General features: G+C 31.0%; 21 protein-coding genes. 5 read left to right on the top strand and 16 right to left on the bottom strand.

Annotated elements, in window-relative coordinates:
• Positions 1–10: 10 nt before the first annotated feature.
• From UXY25_RS05685 to UXY25_RS05635, 11 genes are all read right to left on the bottom strand, one after another.
• The gene (locus UXY25_RS05685) at positions 11–1,507 is read right to left on the bottom strand and encodes an efflux RND transporter periplasmic adaptor subunit (protein WP_320815040.1); all 1,497 of its coding nucleotides are present in this window, start codon (positions 1,505–1,507) and stop codon (positions 11–13) included.
• Between the two features lie 149 nt (positions 1,508–1,656).
• Complete coding sequence (locus UXY25_RS05680; protein ID WP_320815039.1) at positions 1,657–1,902, bottom strand: hypothetical protein; 246 nt, start codon at positions 1,900–1,902, stop codon at positions 1,657–1,659.
• Between the two features lie 88 nt (positions 1,903–1,990).
• Positions 1,991–2,389, bottom strand: a complete 399-nt coding sequence (locus UXY25_RS05675; protein WP_320815038.1) for a hypothetical protein — start codon at positions 2,387–2,389, stop codon at positions 1,991–1,993.
• Between the two features lie 275 nt (positions 2,390–2,664).
• The gene (locus UXY25_RS05670) at positions 2,665–4,773 is read right to left on the bottom strand and encodes a thioredoxin domain-containing protein (protein WP_320815037.1); all 2,109 of its coding nucleotides are present in this window, start codon (positions 4,771–4,773) and stop codon (positions 2,665–2,667) included.
• Between the two features lie 120 nt (positions 4,774–4,893).
• Positions 4,894–5,667: a TerC family protein gene (locus tag UXY25_RS05665; RefSeq protein WP_320815036.1), complete on the bottom strand. Its 774-nt coding sequence runs from the start codon at positions 5,665–5,667 to the stop codon at positions 4,894–4,896.
• Between the two features lie 38 nt (positions 5,668–5,705).
• Complete coding sequence (locus UXY25_RS05660) at positions 5,706–6,080, bottom strand: DNA topoisomerase IV (protein ID WP_320815035.1); 375 nt, start codon at positions 6,078–6,080, stop codon at positions 5,706–5,708.
• Positions 6,067–6,294, bottom strand: coding sequence for a DUF6095 family protein (locus tag UXY25_RS05655; RefSeq protein ID WP_320815034.1), 228 nt, complete (start codon positions 6,292–6,294; stop codon positions 6,067–6,069). Before UXY25_RS05655 ends, UXY25_RS05660 begins: the two co-directional genes overlap by 14 nt.
• On the bottom strand, positions 6,294–6,758 hold the full coding sequence (locus tag UXY25_RS05650; RefSeq protein ID WP_320815033.1) for a hypothetical protein: 465 nt from the start codon (positions 6,756–6,758) through the stop codon (positions 6,294–6,296). Before UXY25_RS05650 ends, UXY25_RS05655 begins: the two co-directional genes overlap by 1 nt.
• A gap of 21 nt (positions 6,759–6,779) precedes the next feature.
• Complete coding sequence (murQ, locus tag UXY25_RS05645) at positions 6,780–7,592, bottom strand: N-acetylmuramic acid 6-phosphate etherase (RefSeq protein ID WP_320815032.1); 813 nt, start codon at positions 7,590–7,592, stop codon at positions 6,780–6,782.
• Between the two features lie 164 nt (positions 7,593–7,756).
• Entirely contained in the window at positions 7,757–8,467 is a 711-nt protein-coding gene (locus UXY25_RS05640) for a ZIP family metal transporter (RefSeq protein WP_320815031.1), read from the bottom strand.
• The gene (locus tag UXY25_RS05635) at positions 8,467–9,210 is read right to left on the bottom strand and encodes a class I SAM-dependent methyltransferase (RefSeq protein WP_320815030.1); all 744 of its coding nucleotides are present in this window, start codon (positions 9,208–9,210) and stop codon (positions 8,467–8,469) included. The genes UXY25_RS05640 and UXY25_RS05635 overlap by 1 nt, the downstream gene beginning before the upstream one ends.
• A gap of 143 nt (positions 9,211–9,353) precedes the next feature.
• Between UXY25_RS05635 and UXY25_RS05630 the strand changes: the two genes are divergently transcribed.
• The 3 genes from UXY25_RS05630 (at position 9,354) to UXY25_RS05620 (ending at position 11,557) form a co-directional block, all read left to right on the top strand.
• A complete protein-coding gene (locus UXY25_RS05630; RefSeq protein ID WP_320815029.1) occupies positions 9,354–10,523 on the top strand; it encodes a THUMP domain-containing class I SAM-dependent RNA methyltransferase in 1,170 nt (389 codons plus the stop codon).
• A 50-nt stretch (positions 10,524–10,573) separates the two neighbouring features.
• The gene (locus UXY25_RS05625) at positions 10,574–10,807 is read left to right on the top strand and encodes a hypothetical protein (RefSeq protein ID WP_320815028.1); all 234 of its coding nucleotides are present in this window, start codon (positions 10,574–10,576) and stop codon (positions 10,805–10,807) included.
• A gap of 123 nt (positions 10,808–10,930) precedes the next feature.
• Positions 10,931–11,557, top strand: coding sequence for a hypothetical protein (locus tag UXY25_RS05620; RefSeq protein WP_320815027.1), 627 nt, complete (start codon positions 10,931–10,933; stop codon positions 11,555–11,557).
• A 232-nt stretch (positions 11,558–11,789) separates the two neighbouring features.
• Here the strand turns inward: UXY25_RS05620 and UXY25_RS05615 are convergent, their stop codons facing one another.
• From UXY25_RS05615 to rlmD, 4 genes are all read right to left on the bottom strand, one after another.
• The gene (locus tag UXY25_RS05615) at positions 11,790–12,869 is read right to left on the bottom strand and encodes a DUF3667 domain-containing protein (protein WP_320815026.1); all 1,080 of its coding nucleotides are present in this window, start codon (positions 12,867–12,869) and stop codon (positions 11,790–11,792) included.
• Positions 12,870–13,098: 229 nt separating this feature from the next.
• A complete protein-coding gene (locus UXY25_RS05610) occupies positions 13,099–13,788 on the bottom strand; it encodes a DUF6048 family protein (RefSeq protein ID WP_320815025.1) in 690 nt (229 codons plus the stop codon).
• Entirely contained in the window at positions 13,760–14,263 is a 504-nt protein-coding gene (locus UXY25_RS05605; RefSeq protein ID WP_320815024.1) for a DUF6452 family protein, read from the bottom strand. Before UXY25_RS05605 ends, UXY25_RS05610 begins: the two co-directional genes overlap by 29 nt.
• 7 nt (positions 14,264–14,270) lie before the next feature.
• The gene (gene rlmD, locus UXY25_RS05600) at positions 14,271–15,686 is read right to left on the bottom strand and encodes a 23S rRNA (uracil(1939)-C(5))-methyltransferase RlmD (protein ID WP_320815023.1); all 1,416 of its coding nucleotides are present in this window, start codon (positions 15,684–15,686) and stop codon (positions 14,271–14,273) included.
• A 71-nt stretch (positions 15,687–15,757) separates the two neighbouring features.
• On the opposite strand from rlmD, the gene UXY25_RS05595 reads away from it, so the two are divergent.
• Positions 15,758–16,306 (top strand): DUF1697 domain-containing protein, encoded by a 549-nt coding sequence (locus UXY25_RS05595; protein WP_320815022.1) that lies wholly within the window; start codon positions 15,758–15,760, stop codon positions 16,304–16,306.
• Between the two features lie 39 nt (positions 16,307–16,345).
• Here UXY25_RS05595 and UXY25_RS05590 read toward each other — a convergent pair whose 3' ends face one another.
• On the bottom strand, positions 16,346–20,740 hold the full coding sequence (locus UXY25_RS05590) for a CUB domain-containing protein (RefSeq protein WP_320815021.1): 4,395 nt from the start codon (positions 20,738–20,740) through the stop codon (positions 16,346–16,348).
• A 203-nt stretch (positions 20,741–20,943) separates the two neighbouring features.
• Between UXY25_RS05590 and rocD the strand changes: the two genes are divergently transcribed.
• Complete coding sequence (gene rocD, locus UXY25_RS05585) at positions 20,944–22,224, top strand: ornithine--oxo-acid transaminase (RefSeq protein WP_320815020.1); 1,281 nt, start codon at positions 20,944–20,946, stop codon at positions 22,222–22,224.
• Positions 22,225–22,265: the final 41 nt, after the last annotated feature.

Raw genomic sequence — 22,265 nt, 5'->3', positions numbered from 1 at the left:
AAGTTATAGATTAATGTTCGTGTCCGTGAGCAGGTAAAGCACCTGATGCACTAGATAATTTAATTTGATAACCACCTTTTGTAACTACTCTTTCACCTTCAGTTATACCTGATAAAACCTGCACATTTATTCCATCGCTTGCACCTAATTTTACTTCTCTTTTTTGGAAACTTTCACCACCTGTTTGCACATAAACATAAAACAATCCTTGTTCTTCAATCAAGGAAGTTGTCGGAATTAGTAAGGCATCAGGTATAGCAGTAGATTTTAAATAAACTTCTACTATTGAACCAGGTATAAAATCACCTGTATTGTTAATTTCAAAAGTTATTGGAATAAAAGGAGTAGAAGCAGAAGCACTCTTACCATAAGAAACAATTTTTCCGTTTAATTCAGCTGTATTGTAAACAACATCATTTTGAGGTGTTTTAAAATTAGCAGAACGAATACTAGATAAACTACTAAAATTGTTTTGAGATACATTGGCTTGCAGTAGTAAATTCTTGTTTTTTGAAAGAGTAGCTAATGGTGTTCCAGAAGACACATATTGTCCTTCTGTTACCAATACATTTTTAACAAAACCAGACATTGGAGAAAGTACATTCTGACCTTTAGTAGTATAATTTTTTGCTACTGTATTATAAGCAGTTTGAGCATTATCATATTGTAATTTCACTTGTTGATGGTCTCTTTCCGAAACAATTTTATCTACTACTAATAGTTTCGAACGTTCATAATCGGCTTTGGCTTTTAAATAATTGGATTTAGCCTCTTTAACTGAAGCATCAATATTACTTTCTGTCATATCTGCACCACTAATAGTAAAAAGTGAATTCCCTGAAGTTACAGCAGAACCAACAATAGTGTTTTTACCAGAAAAAACAACCACACCACTTGCTTTTGCAGTGACTATCATTTCATCTCCAGGTGCAGAAAGAAGTTGACCGCTTGTTTTAATAACAGCATTAAAATTTTGTTTTGTTATAGCCATATTGGCAAATTCAACTTTCCATGCTTGTTCTTTCGAATAAGCTATATCACCACTTTCTGCATGTTCAGGTTGTTTGGATAAAGCTGTTTTTTCATCAGGATAAACCACTACATTTTCTATTGTAATTTTGTCTGTATAGTCTTTAGTTACAATATCAAAAACTAAAGTTCCTGTTCCAGCAGTTTTGGGTGCTAGAGCCAATCGGAATATTCCAGGAGAACTTGGAGCAGCAACCGAATTTTTAATGCCTTTAACTCCAACAATCAAACTTACTGTAACTGTTGCATCGGTTAAAGCTTTAAAGTTTTCACCCAAAATAGTGAAATGAGCAGCAAACTTTGAAGTGCTACCAACAATTAAAGGTTTAAACTCTACAAACAATTCAGTATGTTCTGTATAAAGTGTATAGGCTAATGGTTCAAGGGAAGAAGCAGTATCAGCTTGTTCCTTATTATTGCAACTTGTAAATCCTATCATAAGGAAAACAAGAAGCGTTATATTTTTTATTATTTTCATATGTTTATAATTTATTTTTAGCGGTAACATATGGTATCGCTTTTAAATAAATGGTGTTTGCTTTCGCAAACTTTTTGTTTTGGCGATTTCATATATATAAAAGTAAAATGAGATGCCTATAAAAATAAATGTATAGGCATCTCATAAGATTAATGTTCGTGTTTTTCTCCGTTTTCATGTTCATGACCGTGTACGTCCTCTTTAACGATACTATCACTTGTAACTGTAAACTCTTCTTGGTCTATAGTTTCGTCTGAATGATTCTCATGAGTTTCACCATCTGCGTGTTCATGAGTTCCATTCGTATGGTCATGTCCGTGTTCGTCTGTTTTTTTTCCATTACATGCAGTAAAAAGCATAGCTACAACTGCCATAGAAAGCAATAGTTTTTTCATTTTTTTGGATTTAAAAATTAATATATATGAAAATGACTTATAGCCTAGAAATGGCAATAAGTGTCTTGTAATTCAAATATTGAATAGTTTAGATAAAAAGTGTGGGTGGTCCACGAAATTGCAAGGAATGTAAATAGGGAGAAATAAAGACATGCGATTCTTTATTTTGAATCACCTCTTTTTTAAAATAAAACCCAATAGAATTGGTAAAAGCTGAAATATCTTGAACTAAGACAATTGAATTAGTGACTTTTTTATTGGTTTTTACAGCATCTTCTAAATGATTATTCGGAAAAAATTCAGAAGAATGATTAAAATGGCAAAAGAAATGTGACAACGTATTTTCTTCAGAACCTTCATCGTGATGATGGTGATGTTCTCCATTATGATGGTGCTCCTCTACATGAGTATGAGGAAACAAGCTATGTCCTAAATAAAGAGAACTAGCTAAAACAAGAAATAATATAGATACTGATTTCTTAAACATCTTTACAAATGTAAATAAAAATAAATTAAGTTTTTGGTTTGATTGTTTTTTGATTTTAAATGATATACATAAAATAATTATATTAATTCTTGGAGGAAGTGAGTATGCTTATTAATCATTTTAAATGAAGTTAGAATTCAATGAATGAAGTTTAAAAACAATAATTAAATCACAACTCATTATGATAGCGACATGGGAATTGGTTTAGGTTTAAATTTTAATTACTAATTAGAATTAACTTATATGAAAAATCCTGCAATTTTGGGATTTTTAGTTTATTTTTTAATTTGTTTTATTGCTATTTTAACTTCATTAGTTGGCAATTTACAGGCTTTGTTTTGACAAACATAAATGATGGTTTCACCCTTAATTAATTTGTCTTTCAATAAAGAAAGTGTTCCTTCTTTTTTTCCGCCAAGGAAAATCACATTAGGTAAATAATTTTGGTCTAATTCACTTCTAATTTTTTTAAATTCATTACCCATAATGGCAACTTCGTACGGTTCTTGAACCAAACTAATTTCTAAACTTCCCCAATTGGAATAAAAACGAATGTTATTATTTACATCATTTTGAACATTGGTAAACATTTGTTTTGCTTTAGTATCGTAGTCTTTATTGTCGAAAAATAAACCGAGTTTATACAAGTTTTTTGCCATTTGAGAATTAGAAGATGGAATTACATTATCTGAAATTTCCATTTTTCGAGCAATAAGATTTGAATGTTTCTTATTGGTATAAAAAAACATTCCTGACGTTGTGTCAAAGAAATTAGTTAGTACATAATCATTTAGGTCTTTTGCTTTATAAAGCCATTTTTCATCAAATGTTACTTGATACAAATCAATAAAACCTGAAATGGTAAAAGCGTAATCGTCTAAGAATGCAGGAATAGTTGCTTTTTCATTTTTGTAATTACGATATAATTCATTGTCTTTTGTAATCACTTTATTGGATATGAATTCAGCATTTTTAAGTGCTTTATTTAAGTATTTTTCATCGCCAAGAGCCCTATAAGCATCTACATATCCTGAAATCATCAAACTGTTCCAAGCGGTAATGATTTTGTCATCTAATCTTGGTTTTGTTCTTTTTGAACGTTCATTTAGTAAAACAAAATTGCTCTTTTGTATTTTATTTTGAAGCGCTTCAATTGATATATTATATTTTGAAGCAATTTTAGACTCATCGTCTTTTCTAAAAAGAATGTTGTTTCCTTTTTCCCAATTTCCAGATTTACTAATGTTATAATAATCGGCAAATATATTTGTTTCAGTACCTAAGACAGACTTAATTTCGTTATACGTCCAAACGTAATATTTTCCTTCTTCTCCCTCGCTATCGGCATCTAATGAAGAATAAAATGCGTTTTCTGGAGAAGTTAATTCGGTTTCAATAAAATCTAAAGTTTCAATTACTGTTTTCTTATATAATGGATTTTTAGTTAATTGATGTGCATGGCTGTATAAACTTACTAATTGTGCGTTGTCATATAGCATCTTTTCAAAATGAGGTGCTTTCCAATTGACATCTGTTGAATAGCGAGAAAATCCACCGCCAATTTGATCATAAATACCACCAAGAGCCATATTGTCTAAAGTTGCCGTTACAGCATTTAAAGCATCTTCATTTTTTGTTAGATTATAATATTGCATTAAATATTCCCAGTTGGAGGGCATTGGGAATTTTGGTGATCTATTGTTACCACCTTTTTTAAAATCAATACTAGGTTTCCATTTTTTGAAAACAATATTCAAATCTTCAATGGTAGCAATAGTTTTTTGGTCAACAAATATTATGTTTTCTGTTCCTTTAATGCCTTCCGTAAGTTTTTGGGCTTGTTCTTCTAACGATTCTGGATTTTTGTTTTTAATGTTTACAAAGTAAGCTAGCAGTTTTAACCAGTTTTCTTTTGGATAATAAGTTCCTGCAAAGAATGGTTTTCCATTTGGAAGCGCTAATGCATTTAAAGGCCAACCACCACTCCCGTTTATCAATTGAGCGGCAGTCATATAAATTTGATCTACATCTGGTCGTTCTTCTCTGTCTACTTTAATACAAACAAAATGTTCGTTCATATAATTGGCAACATCAATATCTTCAAAACTTTCGTGTTCCATAACATGACACCAATGACAAGCTGCGTAACCAACACTAATTAATACTAATTTATTTTCAGATTTTGCCTTTTGCAGCGCTTTTTCTCCCCAAGGATACCAATTCACTGGATTGTGAGCATGCTGGAGTAAATATGGACTGCTTTCGTTTATTAATTTGTTTGTAAAAGGATGTGAAGTATTGGTATTTTCTTTTTCTGTTTGACCTTTACAAGAAGAAAATAAGAATATGACTAAAAAGGATGATATTAGTGCATTAGTTTTCATATTTCTTAAAGGTACGAAATATGAACTAGTTTTAACTTTCAATAGTATATAAACAAAATCGGAAAAGAGCTTTGCCTTTTCCGATTTTGTTATTTATAAAATGAATTAATTTAGAATCTCTTATTTCTTTTTTCTCATCTTCATGTTCAAAAACTCCACAGCAAGAGAGAAAGCAATTGCAAAATACAAGTAGCCTTTAGGTACTGCGCCTACACTTTGTCCAACAAGTTGCGAATTTGATAAATGCATACTTTCAGTGATTAACATAAATCCAATTAGGATTAAGAAAGCTAATCCAAGTATTTGTATAGATGGGTTTTTATTTACGAAATTTCCAACAGGAACAGCAAATAACATCATAATTCCAACAGAAATCACAACAGCTGTAATCATAATAATTAATGCGCCTTCAACACCATTTGTCATACCAACTGCGGTTAAAATACTATCTACAGAAAATATAATATCAATCATTAAAATTTGTACTAAAACACTTCCAAAAGTTGCTGAAGTACTTCTTTTTTTCATTTTATTTTCCTCTTCATCAGGATGATCTACTTTCTCGTGAATTTCTTTGGTACTTTTATAAATCAAAAACAATCCACCTACTAAAAGTATTATCGCTTGTCCAGTAAAGTCTGCACTAAAGAATCCCCAATCAACAGAGAAAAAAGGCTCTTTCATTGCAATTAATAAGGTTATACCAAATAGTAATGCAATACGCATAAACATAGCTAAGAACAAACCTATTTGTGTTGCTTTTTTCCTTTTTTCTTCAGGTAGTTTGCCAGTTACGATTGAAATAAATATAATATTATCTATACCTAAAACAATTTCTAAAAAGGTTAATGTTAAAAGGGCAATCCAAGCATTTGGGTCTAAGAAAATTTCCATTTAGTTTAAAAGTATTATGAATTATGTGAATTTAATTATTAAAGTTTAGTAACAGTTCCTTTGTGTTTATTGGTGTCGCCAACATAGTTGTACTCAAAAAAATAAGTATTGTCTTTTGTGGTTAAAATTTTCATTGAAACCGATTTTTTTTCTGCCATATTTTTCGGATTACTGTTTTTTATTATGTATTCACAATCGTTAATCCATCTAATATTAAATGTATCCGTAACCCCTTTATATGTTTCAATTTGAATGGAATCATTACGCTCAAAAGTTGAAGTATGTTTTACCTCGTCTATTATTATTTCCGATTCAAATGTTCCAGTTTTAAAATCACTACAATTTCGCTCTTGTTCGTAACAAGAAGTCATTAGAAATGGAATGAAAACGAATAGATATTTATTTATCTCCATCAAACAAACTTTTCATTATTAAATTAATTCCTCTAAACATGCAAAAAATGGCAGTAGCACACAATAAGATGCCTAATCCTAAAATAAAAGGATATAGTGGGTTTTCTTTATTTTTAAATGAACTGTTTATTACTACTGGGCCCATGAACAATAGAGGTAAAGCTCCAGATAAAAACTGAACACCTTTAAGTAATATTTTTTTATTGGTCGGCATTAAAATGTAATATTTAAGCCTATTCCATTTTGATTGGTAATAAAGTTCATGTTAAAATTATAACCTAATGTTTTTTCCTTAGGCTCTAATCCGTTGTTGTACAGTTCAATGCTGTTTGTTCTCATTTTGTTTTTACCTGACATAATAGGTATAGAAACAGCAACAAGACCAACGCCAATATAAGTCATTGCTGAGGGATATGTTTCATTCGAAACAGCACCTTTAACAGCATCAGCAACACATAAGGCAATTCCACTTCCTATTAAAACACCGCCCCAAGTTTCTTTTCTTTTGGCCTTATTGAAAAGGTTTAAAGCAGCTGGGTTAGCGGCTAAAACTGTTTTGATTTCATGTTTGTAAACATGAATACCATCTACATAATATTTCTTGTTTTCTGTAGTTATTTCTTGTGAAAAAAGTAAACTTGTAAAAAGTAATCCAAAAGTTAAAATTAATGCTTTCATAGTTTAGAGGTTTTTGTGGTTTTATGTTTTATAATTTAAAATTGCATTTCTAACGCTTCCGTATTTTTTTAATAATATTCCTCCGATTTCATATGTAACCGGAATTTCTTCCATAATCATTTTAATTCCTCGGTCGACCAATTTATCGTTGCTTAATTGCATGTCGACCATTTTGTTGCCTTTTACTTTTCCAAGTTGAATCATAGTTGCTGTTGAAAGCATGTTTAACACCAATTTTTGAGCTGTTCCAGCTTTCATTCGGCTACTTCCTGTAACAAATTCGGGGCCTACTACAACTTCAATAGGAAATCCAGCAACTTTAGACAACGGACTTCCTTCATTACAAGTAATACAACCTGTAACAATGTTATTTTTATTACATTTTTCTAAACCACCAATAACGTATGGCGTAGTTCCTGACGCAGCAATTCCTACCACAACATCTTTATTTGTAATTAAACACGATTCCAAATCAATCCAAGCTTGTTCAGCGTCGTCTTCTGCATTTTCAACTGCTCTACGAATTGCTTCATCTCCACCAGCAATTAAGCCAATTACGGTGTCAAATGAAACACCAAAAGTTGGTGGACATTCAGAAGCATCAACAACACCTAATCTTCCCGATGTTCCTGCTCCAATATAAAATAGTCTTCCGCCTTGTTTCATCTTGGCGACAATCTGAGTCACCAATTTTTCTATTTGAGGTAATGCCTTTTCTACTGCTAACGGAACCGTTTTGTCTTCATTGTTGATGTTTTGCAATAACTCATTGACCGACATTTTTTCTAAATGTTGGTATTTGGAAGCTTGTTCGGTTGTTTTGGTAAAGTTCATTTTAATATTTAGTAATGAATTAGCTAAGTTACAAAGTTTTTTGATTTAAGAATAAAGATTGCAGAATTTTGATTTAAGAATGTTGCTTTTACGTTAGGGATAGAGGTAAGCACCTTGTGCAGCCGAAAGCCCGTCCGAAATGAAATGGAGGGAACACTCAAAAACTAAATAAAATAAGCCAATACTATACCTAAAACAATTACGCTAAGTTTTGCCAAGTTGAATTTATGGCCTTCGCTACTTTCGAAAATAATGGTTGATGAAATATGGAATAGAATTCCAATTACAATTCCAGAAATTTGAGCATAATATTCTTTTAAAAACGGTAAACTTTCAGATAAAATAGTTCCTAATGGAGTCATGAATGCAAAAACAACCATAAAAAATAAAATTGCCTTCTTGTTCAATAAGGCATTACTGAAAAATGTAGTTAGAATGATAGCAATAGGGAAGTGGTGAATGGCAATTCCGTAAGCTAGATGATTGTGATTACTAATTGGCATTCCTTCTAAAAGTGCGTGTAAACACAAACTAAAAAATAATAACCACGGAATAGTTTCCATTTTATCATGTCCGTGAACGTGTCCGTGTTCTGCTCCTTTTGAGAAATATTCTAAAATGATTTGGAACACAATTCCTATCATAATATAAATTCCTATTGCGCTTGAATGTTCGTGATGATGCTCAACTGCGTGATGTAAGTCGGCTTCATATACTTCTGGCAATAAATGCATTACAGTAAGTGAAAGTAAAAAGGCACCACTAAAAGCTAATAATAATTTTAAATTACTTTTGCTTTTTGGACGAAAGAAAATGGCAATTATATAACCTAATATTACTGATAATAAAGGAAGTATGTATATAGAGTTGATCATTATTTGAAAATCATGATTAGACGTTCCGATGAATTTTTGTAGAATGTTTTTAATTTATAATCGCCAAAAACATCTAAAAGGTAAATACCTGCTTCCTCCATCATAGCCTCAAAATCAGCTAAACGAAGCGCTTGTACTTTTTCTGTAAAATGGTATTTTTCTCCTTTGTCTTCAAAATCTATTTCTTTAAAAATATGATTGTCTTTTACATATCTTTTAATGTGAAAATCGATTCCTTCTACGGTTTTAATTTCTGATGGAACCAAGTTGTTAATTACAAAATCAACATTCATAAAATCAATAGCTGCAAAACCATATTCGGTAAGGCTTTCTTTAATTGAAATTAAAGTTTTAAGATTGTCGGAATCACTTTCAAAATACCCAAAACTGGTAAAAAGGTTGAAAATGGCATCATATTTTTCTTCGAATGAATCGCGCATGTCGTGCACTTTAAAATGTAAAGTGTCATTTGCATCTTTTAACGCTTCTTTGATGCTGTTTTCAGACAAATCTGAACCTGTAACATCAAAACCTAATGAATTTAAATAAATTGAATGTCGCCCTTTACCACAAGCCAAGTCTAATATTTTAGCTTCTTCAGGTAAGTTTAAATAATGGGTAAGATTATCCATAAATTGCTGCGCTTCTTCATAGTCTCTATCTTTATATAAAATATGGTAATAAGAGGTGTCAAACCAAGAGGCAAACCAATTTTGGGTAGGCGTGTTATTATTTTCAGTCATTATTCTTTTTCTCGACAATTAATCTTGCAAATTTAGTGTATTTTTGCGCTATAATTTCAAGATTTAAGGTTTTTTAGATTTAGGTTTTATAAGTATTTACACATTTTGCAATTGGTTTTTGCAATTGAAATTGATTTTTGATAATGGAGAATTTTAAAATGGTTGCCAAAACCTTATTTGGTTTTGAAGAGTTATTGGCTAAAGAATTAACACAATTAGGTGCTCAAAGAGTAGTGCAAGGGGTTCGTGTTGTTTCTTTTGAAGGAGATAAAGGTTTTATGTATAAAGCAAATTTAGGTTTGCGTACGGCTTTAAAAATATTAAAACCAATTAAGACATTTAAAGCTATTAACGATGTGGCTTTGTATAAAGGAATTCAGTCAATTGACTGGTCTGATTATTTTTCGGCACACCAAACATTTTTAATTGATACCACTTTACATTCAGATCATTTTAACCACAGTCAATACGTTGCTTTAAAATCGAAAGACGCTATTGTAGACCAATTTAGAGACAATCAAGGTAAAAGACCAGATGTAGATAAGGATTTTCCAGATTTAAGAATTCATGTACATATAGATAGAGATCAAGTTACGGTTTCTTTAGATACTTCGGGTGAATCTTTACACAGAAGAGGATATAAAACAGCAACAAATATTGCGCCTATTAATGAGGTTTTAGCTGCAGGAATGTTAATGCTTTCTGGTTGGGATGGAACGTCTCATTTTATTGATCCAATGTGTGGAAGTGGAACTATTTTAGCTGAAGCTGCAATGATTGCTTGTAATATACCAGCAAATATTAATAGAAAAGAATTCGCTTTTGAAAAGTGGAGCGATTGGGATAGTCAATTATTTGATAACATTCTAGAATCGTTATTAAAGAGAACACGTGAGTTTCATTATACCATTACAGGTTATGATAAAGCACCAAGTGCTGTTTCTAAAGCGATTGATAATATACAAAACGCCAATTTATCGGAGTATATAAACATAAAACAAGCCAACTTTTTTGAAACTGAAAAAGAAACAGACGGACCTTTACATATGGTTTTCAATCCGCCTTATGGAGAACGTTTAGATATTGACATGGAACGTTTTTATAGAGAAATTGGTGATACTTTAAAACAAGGTTATTCTAATACAAATGCTTGGCTAATAACGGGTAATTTAGATGCTTTGAAGTTTGTAGGATTGCGTCCTTCAAGAAAAATTAAACTTTTCAACGGTAAGTTAGAAGCTCGTTTTGTGAAATACGAAATGTATGCAGGTAGCAAGAAAGGAAAGTATATGAATAAAGAAGAGGAAGAGTAGGTTTTAGAATTCAGAAATATTCAACGAGTAACAAAATCAACAATAGAAAAATGAACAAAAAAACTAAAGCCTTTTTATATAACTTTTTAGGATTTACAGGTATTTATGTGCCAACGTATTTATTAGTTATGAATTTTACTAATTTAGTTGGTTTATGGATTGCTGGAACAGCTTTTATGATTTCGGTATTAATAGCACCAAAATACCAAGCTATTAAAACCAAAGATGGCGAAAAACTATTCGTAAAATGGTTATTCATAAAAGGTGTTAAAGAGGTTAAGTAAATTTTATTTTTTTACATTTTTGATAATAAATAAACCTTTTAAGTTAATTAAAATCAATATTTTTATCTTTTTTAACATTTTTTTTGTAGTTTTGCACTGACTAATTATAAAAAAAAATAAAAAATGACAAACTTATTAAAAAAATTAACTAAAGTTACTGCTATTGTTATAGCAACTAGTTTCGCAGTTGGATGTTCAGGTGAAGACGGTAGAGATGGTGTAGGTTTCGCAGACTTAACAAAGTATGGTTCTATTTCTATATCTCTTGACGGAACTAGACCAGACAACTTACCTTTTACTAAATCTGAAGTATTTAAATTTACTCCTACTAATGATGTTGATGATTACAACTCAATGTATAGAAGTGGAGATAATTTGGAATTTTATGTTGGACGTTTTTTAAGTGCTCCAGATGATACTTATCAAGAAACTTATCTAGAGTTTTATTTAGATGTTACTGATGCAGGTTTAGCTACTGAATCTATTTCATTAGAAAATTTTGCAGTAAATGATTACGCTGTTATTGCAGATGATTTTACTTATTTTCGATTGAGTGATTATTATAGATTATATGACCCTATAACTTACGGAATAAGTAACTTAACAGTTACAAATTATAGTTTTAATGACACTACAAATAGATTGAGATTTGATTATTCTTTTGTAGTTGATGGTGCTAATAATGACTCTAATAATGAACTTACAATTACTGGAACAGTAAATGTTGTCGTTTTAGAAGATATAGATTAAGCATAAAATTAAGTTTTTAAAAAGAGCCTAATATTTATTAGGCTCTTTTTTTATTAAGCTTTTTTATATTCTTTAAGTTAAAAAAGTAAAATCAAAGAAGGCAAGAAACTTTTCATAAAAGACTTGTTTATAAAAGGGGTGAAGGAAGTGAAGTAGTTTTATACTACTCAACTTTAGTTCACTTTTTTACAGTTTAATTGGTATTCTGTTTTTTTTAATAATTCAACTTCATTTAGTTTAAATTTAGATAAGTATATAAACTGAATAGCACCATTATTGTACTAAAGGCTATTAAATTAATGATATATACCAGCGTACTTTTGAAAAAAGAGAGTAAAAATTTATCTCCATAGAAACGACGATGTGCAGGAAAAAAGTAATACATCATAAATACATATCCAAAAGTTTTTAAACTGAAATGAACCCAGCCTAAAACAGGATAAATATTTAACAATGGCTTTAACTTATCGATAAAGAAAAGTACTAATATCATTAAAAGCAGAAAAGAAAAATAATGTAGTGTAAATATTGCATGGTCAAAATAAAACCACTTCTTTTTATCATGAAAAAGCCATAAAATAAAAGCAAAAACAGGCATATAAATAAACAGTATCTTAGGTAAGTTTAGATTAAAAGCCATTGAAAACTCTTTAAAGATTTCTTCTTCTGTCTTTTCCTCCTCAATTGTAAGCCATTTTTTAATAAACCAGTACTTTGTTGAGTTAGCTGTTATGTTTTTGGAACCTGTTTTTCGCAAAGAATCCACTTCAACTATATTTTCTAAACCTAAGTTTACAATTTTTTTAGAATTAACCTCTTTGGTATCGCTTAAAAATTTTTTAATAGTATCATTGTTATCTTGAGAGATAACGCCCATATCTGTTAGACCGTCAATACTTTTATCTTGAATATGTATTGAATCTACAGAAGTTATGTCGGTTTGAATTATTACCTCTTCTTTTGGAATTTCCTTTACATCCTTAACTTCATTAGTTTCATGAGAAAATACCGATAATATAAAAAAGGTAATGAAACTGATAAAAAGATAAAGGCGTATTGGATTCAAATAGAGTAAGCGTTTTCCTGAAATATAAGCTTTAGATAATGCTGCAGGTTTAAACATCAAATTAAAGATAGTTTTCCAAAAAGCGTTATCATAATGTGTTAAGTCTTTAAAAAAATGAGTAAATATATAATGAAAACTTTTACGTGTTTCAGTATTTTGTTGCCCACAATTGGGGCAATAGCGTTCCTGAACCAAATGATCGCAATTAAGACAAGTCTTTTCTAATCGTATAGGTTCTTTTGCCATGATTTAAAATTGTATAAAATATTTTTTTTAGTAAAAGTATTGAATTATAACCCACGAAATAATAATTAAATTAAGTGTTGTTGCGCTAGTTATTTATAAGGATGGTTAACTTTTTACAGTTATGGCTTGTTGAGGTGAGCCAAAACAAATCGAATACAAATGTAACGTAATCTTTTGAATTTTTGAATAAAATACAGAAGTATGAATTTGTCTAGGTGATCTTTTACAATTACTTCTTTTTATAAAGCGGAATCATGTAACTCAACGTATAATTGAAACCAGCTCCAAATTTTCCATCATAGGTTCTATTGAAACCAGGAATGTATAAATTATCAAAAGTGTCTGGTTTTTTATTTGAAACTAAATAATTCAAACGTACAGAAAATCCTAAATACAAGTTGTTTATAATTTTTGCCTTTACTCCACCTACAACTTCAATCCAACTTGCAGTTAGTCCATTAAATTTTTCGCCAGAAACAATTGTGTTTTCTCCGTAATAATTCGTTGGGTCATAAATGGTATAGGTGTTTAAAGTCTGGCTAAAACTACTTACTCCATAACGCATTCCGGCGTAAATCATGTTTTCCATGTCTAGCCAGTTTTCATAAGCATTATAGTCAAAACCTACTTTAAAATAAGTTCCTTTTGTTGTAAAGTTAAACCTATCGTCATCAACTGTTTTGTCTTCGTTACCCAATTCTCCAGCGATATAGAATTTTTTAGTAATTCTATAATCACCTACAATTTCTAAACCTTTGTAATCTTTATCATAAAACGATTTAGTTAATCGTTGTAAATCTACACCCACACGTAAACCGTATCGTTGAGCGATTTTTGTAGTGTCTTTTTTTTGCGCATTTCCAACAATTGAAAACAATACAAAAAGAAGACTAAAAGTATATTTTAATATGTGTTTCATTTTCGTTTGCAATTGTTATTTGTTCAATTGTTATACTTTGTATCCAGTTACTTGCATCAGCAGTTAAAACAGCTCCAGTTGCAGCGTCAAGCGTAAAGTTGGTTTTGTAGCCACAAGCTCTTGAAACATATATGTCTTGACGAGTGTAGTTGAATGTTATTTCGTCTACATTGTCATTTACACTATCAGCATCGCTACCGTTTTCAATAAATTGAAGTGAAGAAGTATTATCAGTTGTTTTTAATGGAACTGTTATTTTACTTACTCCATTAAAACCAAAACCTTCCGTAAATCCAGGAGCAATTATTCCTAAATTAGTGACTGTTTTTAAAACTGTAGGATTTGCAGCATCATAAAATTCAATTACAACTCTAGGTGTAGAAGGAGTACTGTCTGCGCAAATGTCATCTTTCTCACAATTCCAAAAAGAAAAAGCAAATAAAGTTATAAGTGTAAGAATGGCATATTTTTTCATGTCCAAATTATTTTCTTTTTTCTAACAAAACAACGTTTTCTACATGATGCGTTTGCGGAAACATATCTACAGGACGTACACGAGTTACTTTGTAAGTTTCGTCCATTAAAGCCAAGTCACGTGCTTGTGTAGCACTGTTACAACTTACATAAACTATTTTTTCAGGAGCAATTTTTAAAATTTGTGCCACCACATCTTTATGCATTCCGTCTCTTGGTGGATCGGTAATAATAATATCCGGTTGTCCGTGTTGTGCTATAAATTCATCATTAAAAACATTTTTCATGTCTCCTACAAAGAACTCACAATTAGTAATGTTATTGCGAACAGCATTTGCTTCTGCATCTCTAATAGCATCAGGAACTGCTTCTACACCAATTACTTTCTTGGCTTGTTTAGAAACAAATTGAGCAATTGTGCCTGTTCCAGTATATAAATCGTAAACTAGTTCGTTTCCGGTTAAACCAGCAAACTCTCTAGTTATTTTGTACAATTCATAAGCTTGGTCAGAATTGGTTTGGTAAAAAGATTTTGCATTTACACTAAAATGTAAACCTTCCATCTCTTCTAAAATGTATTCGCGACCTTTAAATAAAACTACTTCTTGGTCGTAAATAGTATCGTTTGCTTTGTTGTTCACAACATATAATAACGAAGTGATTGCAGGAAAACGTTCGCCTAAGAAGTTTAAAATTAATTCAATATTCTTCTTGTCGTTTTCAAAAAACTGAAGCAATACCATTATTTCACCTGTTGAAGAAGTACGAATCATTAATGTTCGAAGAAAACCACTGTGTTCCCTTGGGTTGAAAAACGTTAAGTTATGCTCATTTGCAAAAGCACGTATTTCGTTTCTAATTTCATTTGAAGGGTCTGCTTGTAAGTGACATTTTTCAATGTCTAATATTTTATCCCACATTCTTGGAATATGAAATCCAAGGGCATTTTTATTATCAAATTCTTTTCCCGATTGAATTTCAGCATCGGTCATCCAACGAGCATTTGAAAAACCAAATTCCATTTTATTACGATAGAAAAATTGTTCTTTTGAACCTAAAATAGTTTCAAATTCAGGTAATTCTATTTTACCAATTCGTTTCAGGTTATTAAAAACTTCTTGATTTTTATAAAACAATTGTTTTTCGTACTTCATGTTTTGCCACTTGCAACCACCACAAACACCAAAATGTTCGCAAACTGGTTCAGTACGATCTTTAGAATAGGTATGTATTTTTGTAGCTTTACCTTCGTAATAGGCTTTGCGTTTTTTTAAGGTTTGTATGTCAACCACATCACCAGGTACTACATTAGGTAAAAATATTACTTTTCCATCTGGTGCTTTTGCTACTGATACACCTTTCGCTCCTGCGTCTAGAACTTCTACGTTTTCAAAAGCGATTTTTTCTGTTCTCTTCTTTCCCATGACGCAAAAATAAGGATTGTTAGTTGTTTTTAATAAATTATTTTACTTTTATAGCAAATTTACTATAAGTCATGATTACACACTTGGTTTTACTTCGCGGAATAAATGTTTCTGGACACAATATGATGAAAATGGATGCGCTTAAAAGAGCATTAGAAAAAATTGGCTTTTTAAATGTACAAACCTATATTCAAACAGGAAATGTGTTTGTAGATACAGAAGAGGAACACGCACCAACTGTAGGTTTCAAAATAAAACAAGAAATTTTTAAAACTTTTGGTCATGAAGTGCCTACGGTTGTAATTGGAAAATCAGATTTAGAAGCTTGTTTTAAAAACAATCAATTTTTAAATGAGAATGAGGTTGATACTAAGAAACTTTACGTTGCCTTTATTTCAAAAGAATTGTTTGAAGGCTCTATAAATGATTTAAAAATGAGCATGGTTAAACCCGATGCTGCACAAATTGATGGACCTAGAATTTTTATTAAGTATGCAGTAGGAGCAGGGAAGACTAAGTTTGATCAAAAATATATTGAAAAGAAATTAAGTGTTACGGCAACTATAAGGAATTGGAATACTATAACTAAATTGTTGGAAATGTATAACGAAAGAACATAAAATAAAAAATCCGGAAGTAATTACTTCCGGATTTTTTATTTAGAAAATTACTTTTACTGTTCTTTCTTTATTGGTTGCACTTTTAACTTTGACTAAAAGTGTTTGTTTTTGACTGGTTAAATTTTTGATTTCTAATTCATTAGAATTTACATTTTGTTTGTGATAAAGTTTTCTGCCAAGAATATCAAAAACCAATACTTCTTGTATTTCTTCATTATTTGAACGAACTGTAATTACTTCATTTGAAGAATATATTTGTAATCCAGTAAAATTAAAGTCATCAACTCCTAAAATAGAGTTTTTGAAAATAATTTCAAATCTATTATTGAATGTGCCTATAGTTGCATAAAATTGATAAGGACTCATTTTTACATTATGAATAGTAGCTGTTAGATTGTCCTTAATAAAAATGTCTTGATTTATAAATAATCCGTCTGCATTTTCAAAAGAAATAAAATAGTTCCCATCTGTATCTATTTTTAACCCTAAAGGAAGAATATCTTCATTTGTAAACGGTAAACCTCTACCTTGAATAACAAATTCTTCATTGTCAATTAAACTGTATAAAGTGGTTTGTGATAAATCTAAGGTTCTACCATCAATTTGAGAATCTATATTATTAGTAGCAAGCTCTGTGTAACCAATCAATATTTGATTATAGTTGTTACTGTTGTTATTTAAATTCAGCCAAAAACGATGAGTTTCATTTTCTTCTGTTCTAAAAAATTGAGAGCTAGCAGAAGCATTTATTCTTTGGTTGTTTTTAAAAATTATATTACCACCAGCTATAGTTTTATTTATATAAAATCCTTGACCTGTATTAATTATCCCGTTTGGTGTTTGTCCACCTGCGGCAGCTGCTGTACCTCCTAAAGTAGTATATGATGCATAATTGTTTACAGTATAACTTCCTCCAGATGCAGCAGCGGTATGTGTCCAAAAATATAACGCATCTATAGATGGATTTTGACCTAAAAAGGAATTTCCGCTTATAGGCGAAGAATACGGGTTTCCAAGCAAATTGTATCCAAGTCCAACAGAAATATTCATAGTTCCATTTGAAGGAATTCCATTAAAAATTCCATTAAAATTTGTTGGAGTAGAAGCAGACCAATTATTTGCAGCTCTAATTAAGTAACCTTTTCCAGATAAAAAGTTAGTATTTGAATTTACAACTTGAAATGCAGTTGCTGTTGTTGTTCCAGTATATAAATATTCATAGAACCTATTGGATAAAGTATTTGGTGAAAAAGTTTGTAATTGTTGTCCGGCTACTGGTGAAGACCATCCGGTATAATCTAATCTAATCATAGGAGATGAGTTTCTTTTTACAACAATATTTCCAATGTTTGCAACATCATTTACTTGGCGTAGTGCTCCGTTATTTTCGATGGTTAATAACGAACCTGAGTTAACATTAATAGCATCATTTAAAATTAAAGTATGATTTGTATTGATGGTAACTTGAGCATTTGAATTAAGTGTTGCAGAACAACCTAAAACACTTCCTGTTGAATTATAGTTCCCACTAAAAATAATAGATTTAGTTAATGCAGGGTTTCCATTATTCCAACTAGATCCATTCCATGTAGTTGTAATGTCTCCGCAATTTAAATTTGCTAAAACTGTAAAATTATAAGCACTCTCATTACAATCGTTATTATTTACTGTAATTATTGCAGTTCTAGAACCAATATCAGTTGGGGTAAAAGTAACAGTAAAAGTTGTAGAACTTCCAACTGTTATTGTTTTTGGTAAAGTAATGTTCCCAATAGTAAAGTTACTTGAGTTTGTACCTGAAACCACAATAGTACTAATGTTCAAATCTGCTGCGCCTGTTATGTTTTCAATAGTAAATGTTTTAGTAATTGTAGTACTATTGATAAGCCCAAAATCGGTATTATCAGTTGTAGATGGAGTAGAATCGCCAATTAGTATAGAATTACCATTTCCTGTAATGTTGATTTCCGGAGCTGGATTTACTGTAATTGTTGAAGATGCACAAGATCCACCCGAAACACAAGCTCCTTCTCCACGAATATAGTATGTTGTAGTAGAAGTTGGGTTCACATTAAAAGTTGAATTTGTAGTTGAACCAACTAAAGTTCCTCCACAAGAACCAGAATATATATTCCAAGCCGTGGCGTCATTTAAGTTTCCAGTTATTGTAATTGTACTCGTTTCTCCAGAACAAACTGTTGTTGGAGATACGGATAAAGTTGGAACACTAGGTAAGTTACAAGATGTATTACAATTCCAATTTGCAATCCATCCTGATTTTACTGTTGAATTATCCGAAGTAAATTTTATAGTTAAACTTCCACCACTTGATGTTATGTTTGGAGGTGTATTTGTATTAGTATAAGTTCCTAATAGAGTAGAAGCAGTTGTTGGTCCGTCATAAATATAAATAAAATCGTAATTGTTTTCTATGTTAAAAGCACTAAAAGATAGATTTACAGATGAAGCTCCCGTTGGAGAAATGGTATAGGTGTAATTTTGATTATTAGGATAGTTTCCTAAAATCCCACCAGTATCCGTAAATGTTCCTGAACAATTAGTGTCTACAACATTTGTAATTATACTTGTATTCGTAAACTCATTAGAATTAGCTACTGATTTTACGCCAGCTCCACAAACCGATTTTACGGTCCAAATATATTGCGCTCCAGCTGCTAAACCATAAATTACGATATTATTCGTTGTTGATGTGTAAATTGTAGGACTTGATTCTAATGTTTGTTTAAAAGAGATTTCATAGCTTAAAGCACCTGCAACAATATTCCAATTTAACTGTACACTATTATGGTTCATATTGCTTTGGGATAATCCTACAGGCATTTCGCAAGCAACAGCTGATGTGTTACAAGAATAATTTGCGACCCAACCAGAAGCTACCGTTGCGCAATCTGTTCTAAATTCCATTAGCATTTTTCCGCTATTTGCTGTAATTGCTGGTGGTAAAGTTGTTCCGTTTAAAACTGCAAGTAATGGGTCATTATGCGAATCGCCATCATAAATATATAAGTAATCGTAGTTAGTTTCTAAATTTAAAGAACTAAAGTTTATGGTTACACTTGTTGCTCCTGTTGGTGCAATTCTATAAAAAACACGTTCATCACTACCATAATTTCCACCTGCACCTCCAGAATCATATATTGTTCCGCTACAAACAGTATAGTTTACAGTATTTGCACTTGCAACATCGTTGATTAAATCATAATATCGATTCCAATCCCAAAACGGACCTGGATCAACATGTGTTTGCGATGGGAAATGTTGGTGTCCTTTAATTTTAAAACAGCCATCACTAATTGAATTCACACCAACATCGCCATTTTTATCATACGTTCTAATAATTGGGATTCCATTTCTTGCAGCAATATCTTTAGTTAAAATTGCAGAAACTTGATAGGTTATATTTGTGTACCAAGTTGGGTCGTCAATATAACCTTCATGTTCAATACCTACAGCATAAGGGTTAGAATTACTTACGTGCCAAGCTTTATCAATTTCACAAACAGATTGGGTAATTTGCCCATCAGATGCTCGCATATTATAATGTGCAGAAACATTTGCAAGAGGGTTTTGAAACCAAGAAATTGCTCCAGCATAAGAGCCTTGCATGGTGTGAATAGTTACGTGTGTTATTGTAGCAGTTCCCCTTGAGCTATAATTAGAAGGGTCAGCTGCCGCAGAAAGTACCGTGTATGGAAAGCTTCCAGAAACATCGTTACAAGGCGGTGCTAAACGATTGTATGTTGAATTGTAATTTCTACCATTAATTTGATTGTTTTCAATTGAAACGCTTGAAGAATTAAGTATTTGAAAATTTTCTCCACCAAAAATGGCTTCTAAACTAAAACTGTACTTAGGTAAATTATACGCTTCCTGAAATTTAGAATCTAATAAATTTTTAAAGATCGAATATAATTGCGTGTCAAAAGCAAAGTTGTTTGCTGCGTTTTGATTGTTTGGAATTTCTGATAAAGCGTCAATTACTATTTTATGATTTTGAACAGCTTGGTTTCTTAAATTATTCAACTCTAATAAAGCATCATATGCTTTTGCAAATGCAAGAATATTCATTTTTGGATCTAATTTAATATCCTCAATAGTATATTTTGAAATAGAAGCAACTTCTAATAAGGAATTTCTAAAATAGTTTTTACCATCTTCCACTAAACCCATAACGCCAAAATGAAAAGGTAAACCTGTACAACTTGGAACGCCATATTCTGGTTCAATGTGTTGGATGTGGGTTTTAGTATATGCAATAGATTCTAATATTCCTCTTGGTATAGAAGGGTAAGTAGCATACGCTTCTTCAAAATGTTTTTCAAATTGGCTATTTGGAGTGATTTCCCAAGTTTGCGAATTTGCAAAAAGAAAACTAAATAACAGGGAAACAGTAAAGAGTATTTTTTTAATCATAGTAGAATCATAATCAATTGATTTCCAAATATAAATGTTTATTTTGATTAATTAAACAATATTAATTTATTGTGATTTTTTTTAAATATATGTTTCCATTTTCTTTATAAAAATACTTTCATTTTGTATTTTTGCTAAAATAGGGATGATTTCTCTCCAAAAGAAGGAATTGAGATTACAAAAATCAATAAAAATTAAAGAGTATGTCAGTTTTAGAGAAAAGAAGTTCAGCTGAAGTAATTAAATTAGAAGACAAGTACGGAGCGCACAATTATCATCCATTACCAGTAGTTTTAAGTAAAGGAGAAGGAGTATATGTATGGGATGTAGAAGGTAAGAAATATTACGACTTTCTTTCTGCTTATTCAGCTGTTAACCAAGGACATTGTCATCCAAAAATTGTTAACGCAATGATGGAGCAAGCCAAAACATTAACATTAACTTCAAGAGCATTTTATAATGATAAACTTGGTGTTTATGAAGAATATATAACAAAATACTTTGGTTTCGATAAGGTTTTACCAATGAATACAGGTGCAGAAGCAGTAGAAACAGCTTTGAAAATTTGTAGAAAATGGGCATATGAAGTAAAAGGTATTGCTGAAAATGAAGCGCAAATAATTGTTTGTGAGAATAACTTCCACGGTAGAACAACTACTATTATTTCATTTTCAAATGATGAAAATGCACGTAAAAATTTTGGACCATATACTGCCGGATTTATTAAAATTGCATATGATGATTTAGATGCTTTAGAGAAAGCAATTACATCTTCAAAAAACATTGCAGGATTCTTAGTTGAGCCTATTCAAGGTGAAGCTGGAGTTTATGTGCCAAGTGAAGAATATTTAGCAAAAGCGAAAGAACTTTGTAAAGCAAATAATGTATTATTTATTGCAGATGAAGTTCAAACAGGTGTTGCAAGAACGGGTTCTTTATTGGCTGTTTGTGGTAACTGTTCTTGTGAATCTAAGTGTGAGAAACAAGCTACTTACGTTCAGCCAGATATTTTAATTTTAGGAAAAGCACTTTCAGGTGGAGCATATCCAGTTTCTGCAGTTTTAGCTGATGATGAAGTAATGAATGTAATTAAACCAGGACAGCACGGTTCTACATTTGGAGGAAATCCAATTGCTGCAGCTGTTGCTATGGCTGCCTTAGATGTTGTTAATGAGGAAAGTTTAGCGCAAAATGCAAGAAAGCTTGGAGAATTATTCCGATCTGAGTTGGCTAAATTTATTGAAACAAGTTCAATAGCTACTTTAGTAAGAGGGAAAGGGCTTTTAAATGCGGTTTTAATAAACGATACAGAAGACAGTGATACTGCATGGAATATTTGTATGGCTTTAAGAGATAATGGTTTATTAGCTAAGCCTACACATGGCAATATTATTCGTTTTGCGCCACCATTGGTTATGAATGAAGAACAATTATTAGATTGTGTTTCTATTATTACTAGTACATTAAAACAATTTGAAAAATAATAATTCAAATTAATACAATAAAAAAGCTCTGAAATATTTCA

The organism is Flavobacterium sp. (assembly GCF_034111225.1).
In the GTDB taxonomy this organism is placed as follows: domain Bacteria; phylum Bacteroidota; class Bacteroidia; order Flavobacteriales; family Flavobacteriaceae; genus Flavobacterium.
The sequence above is the reverse complement of the archived record's forward strand: the minus strand, read 5'-3'. Positions and strand labels throughout refer to the sequence as shown.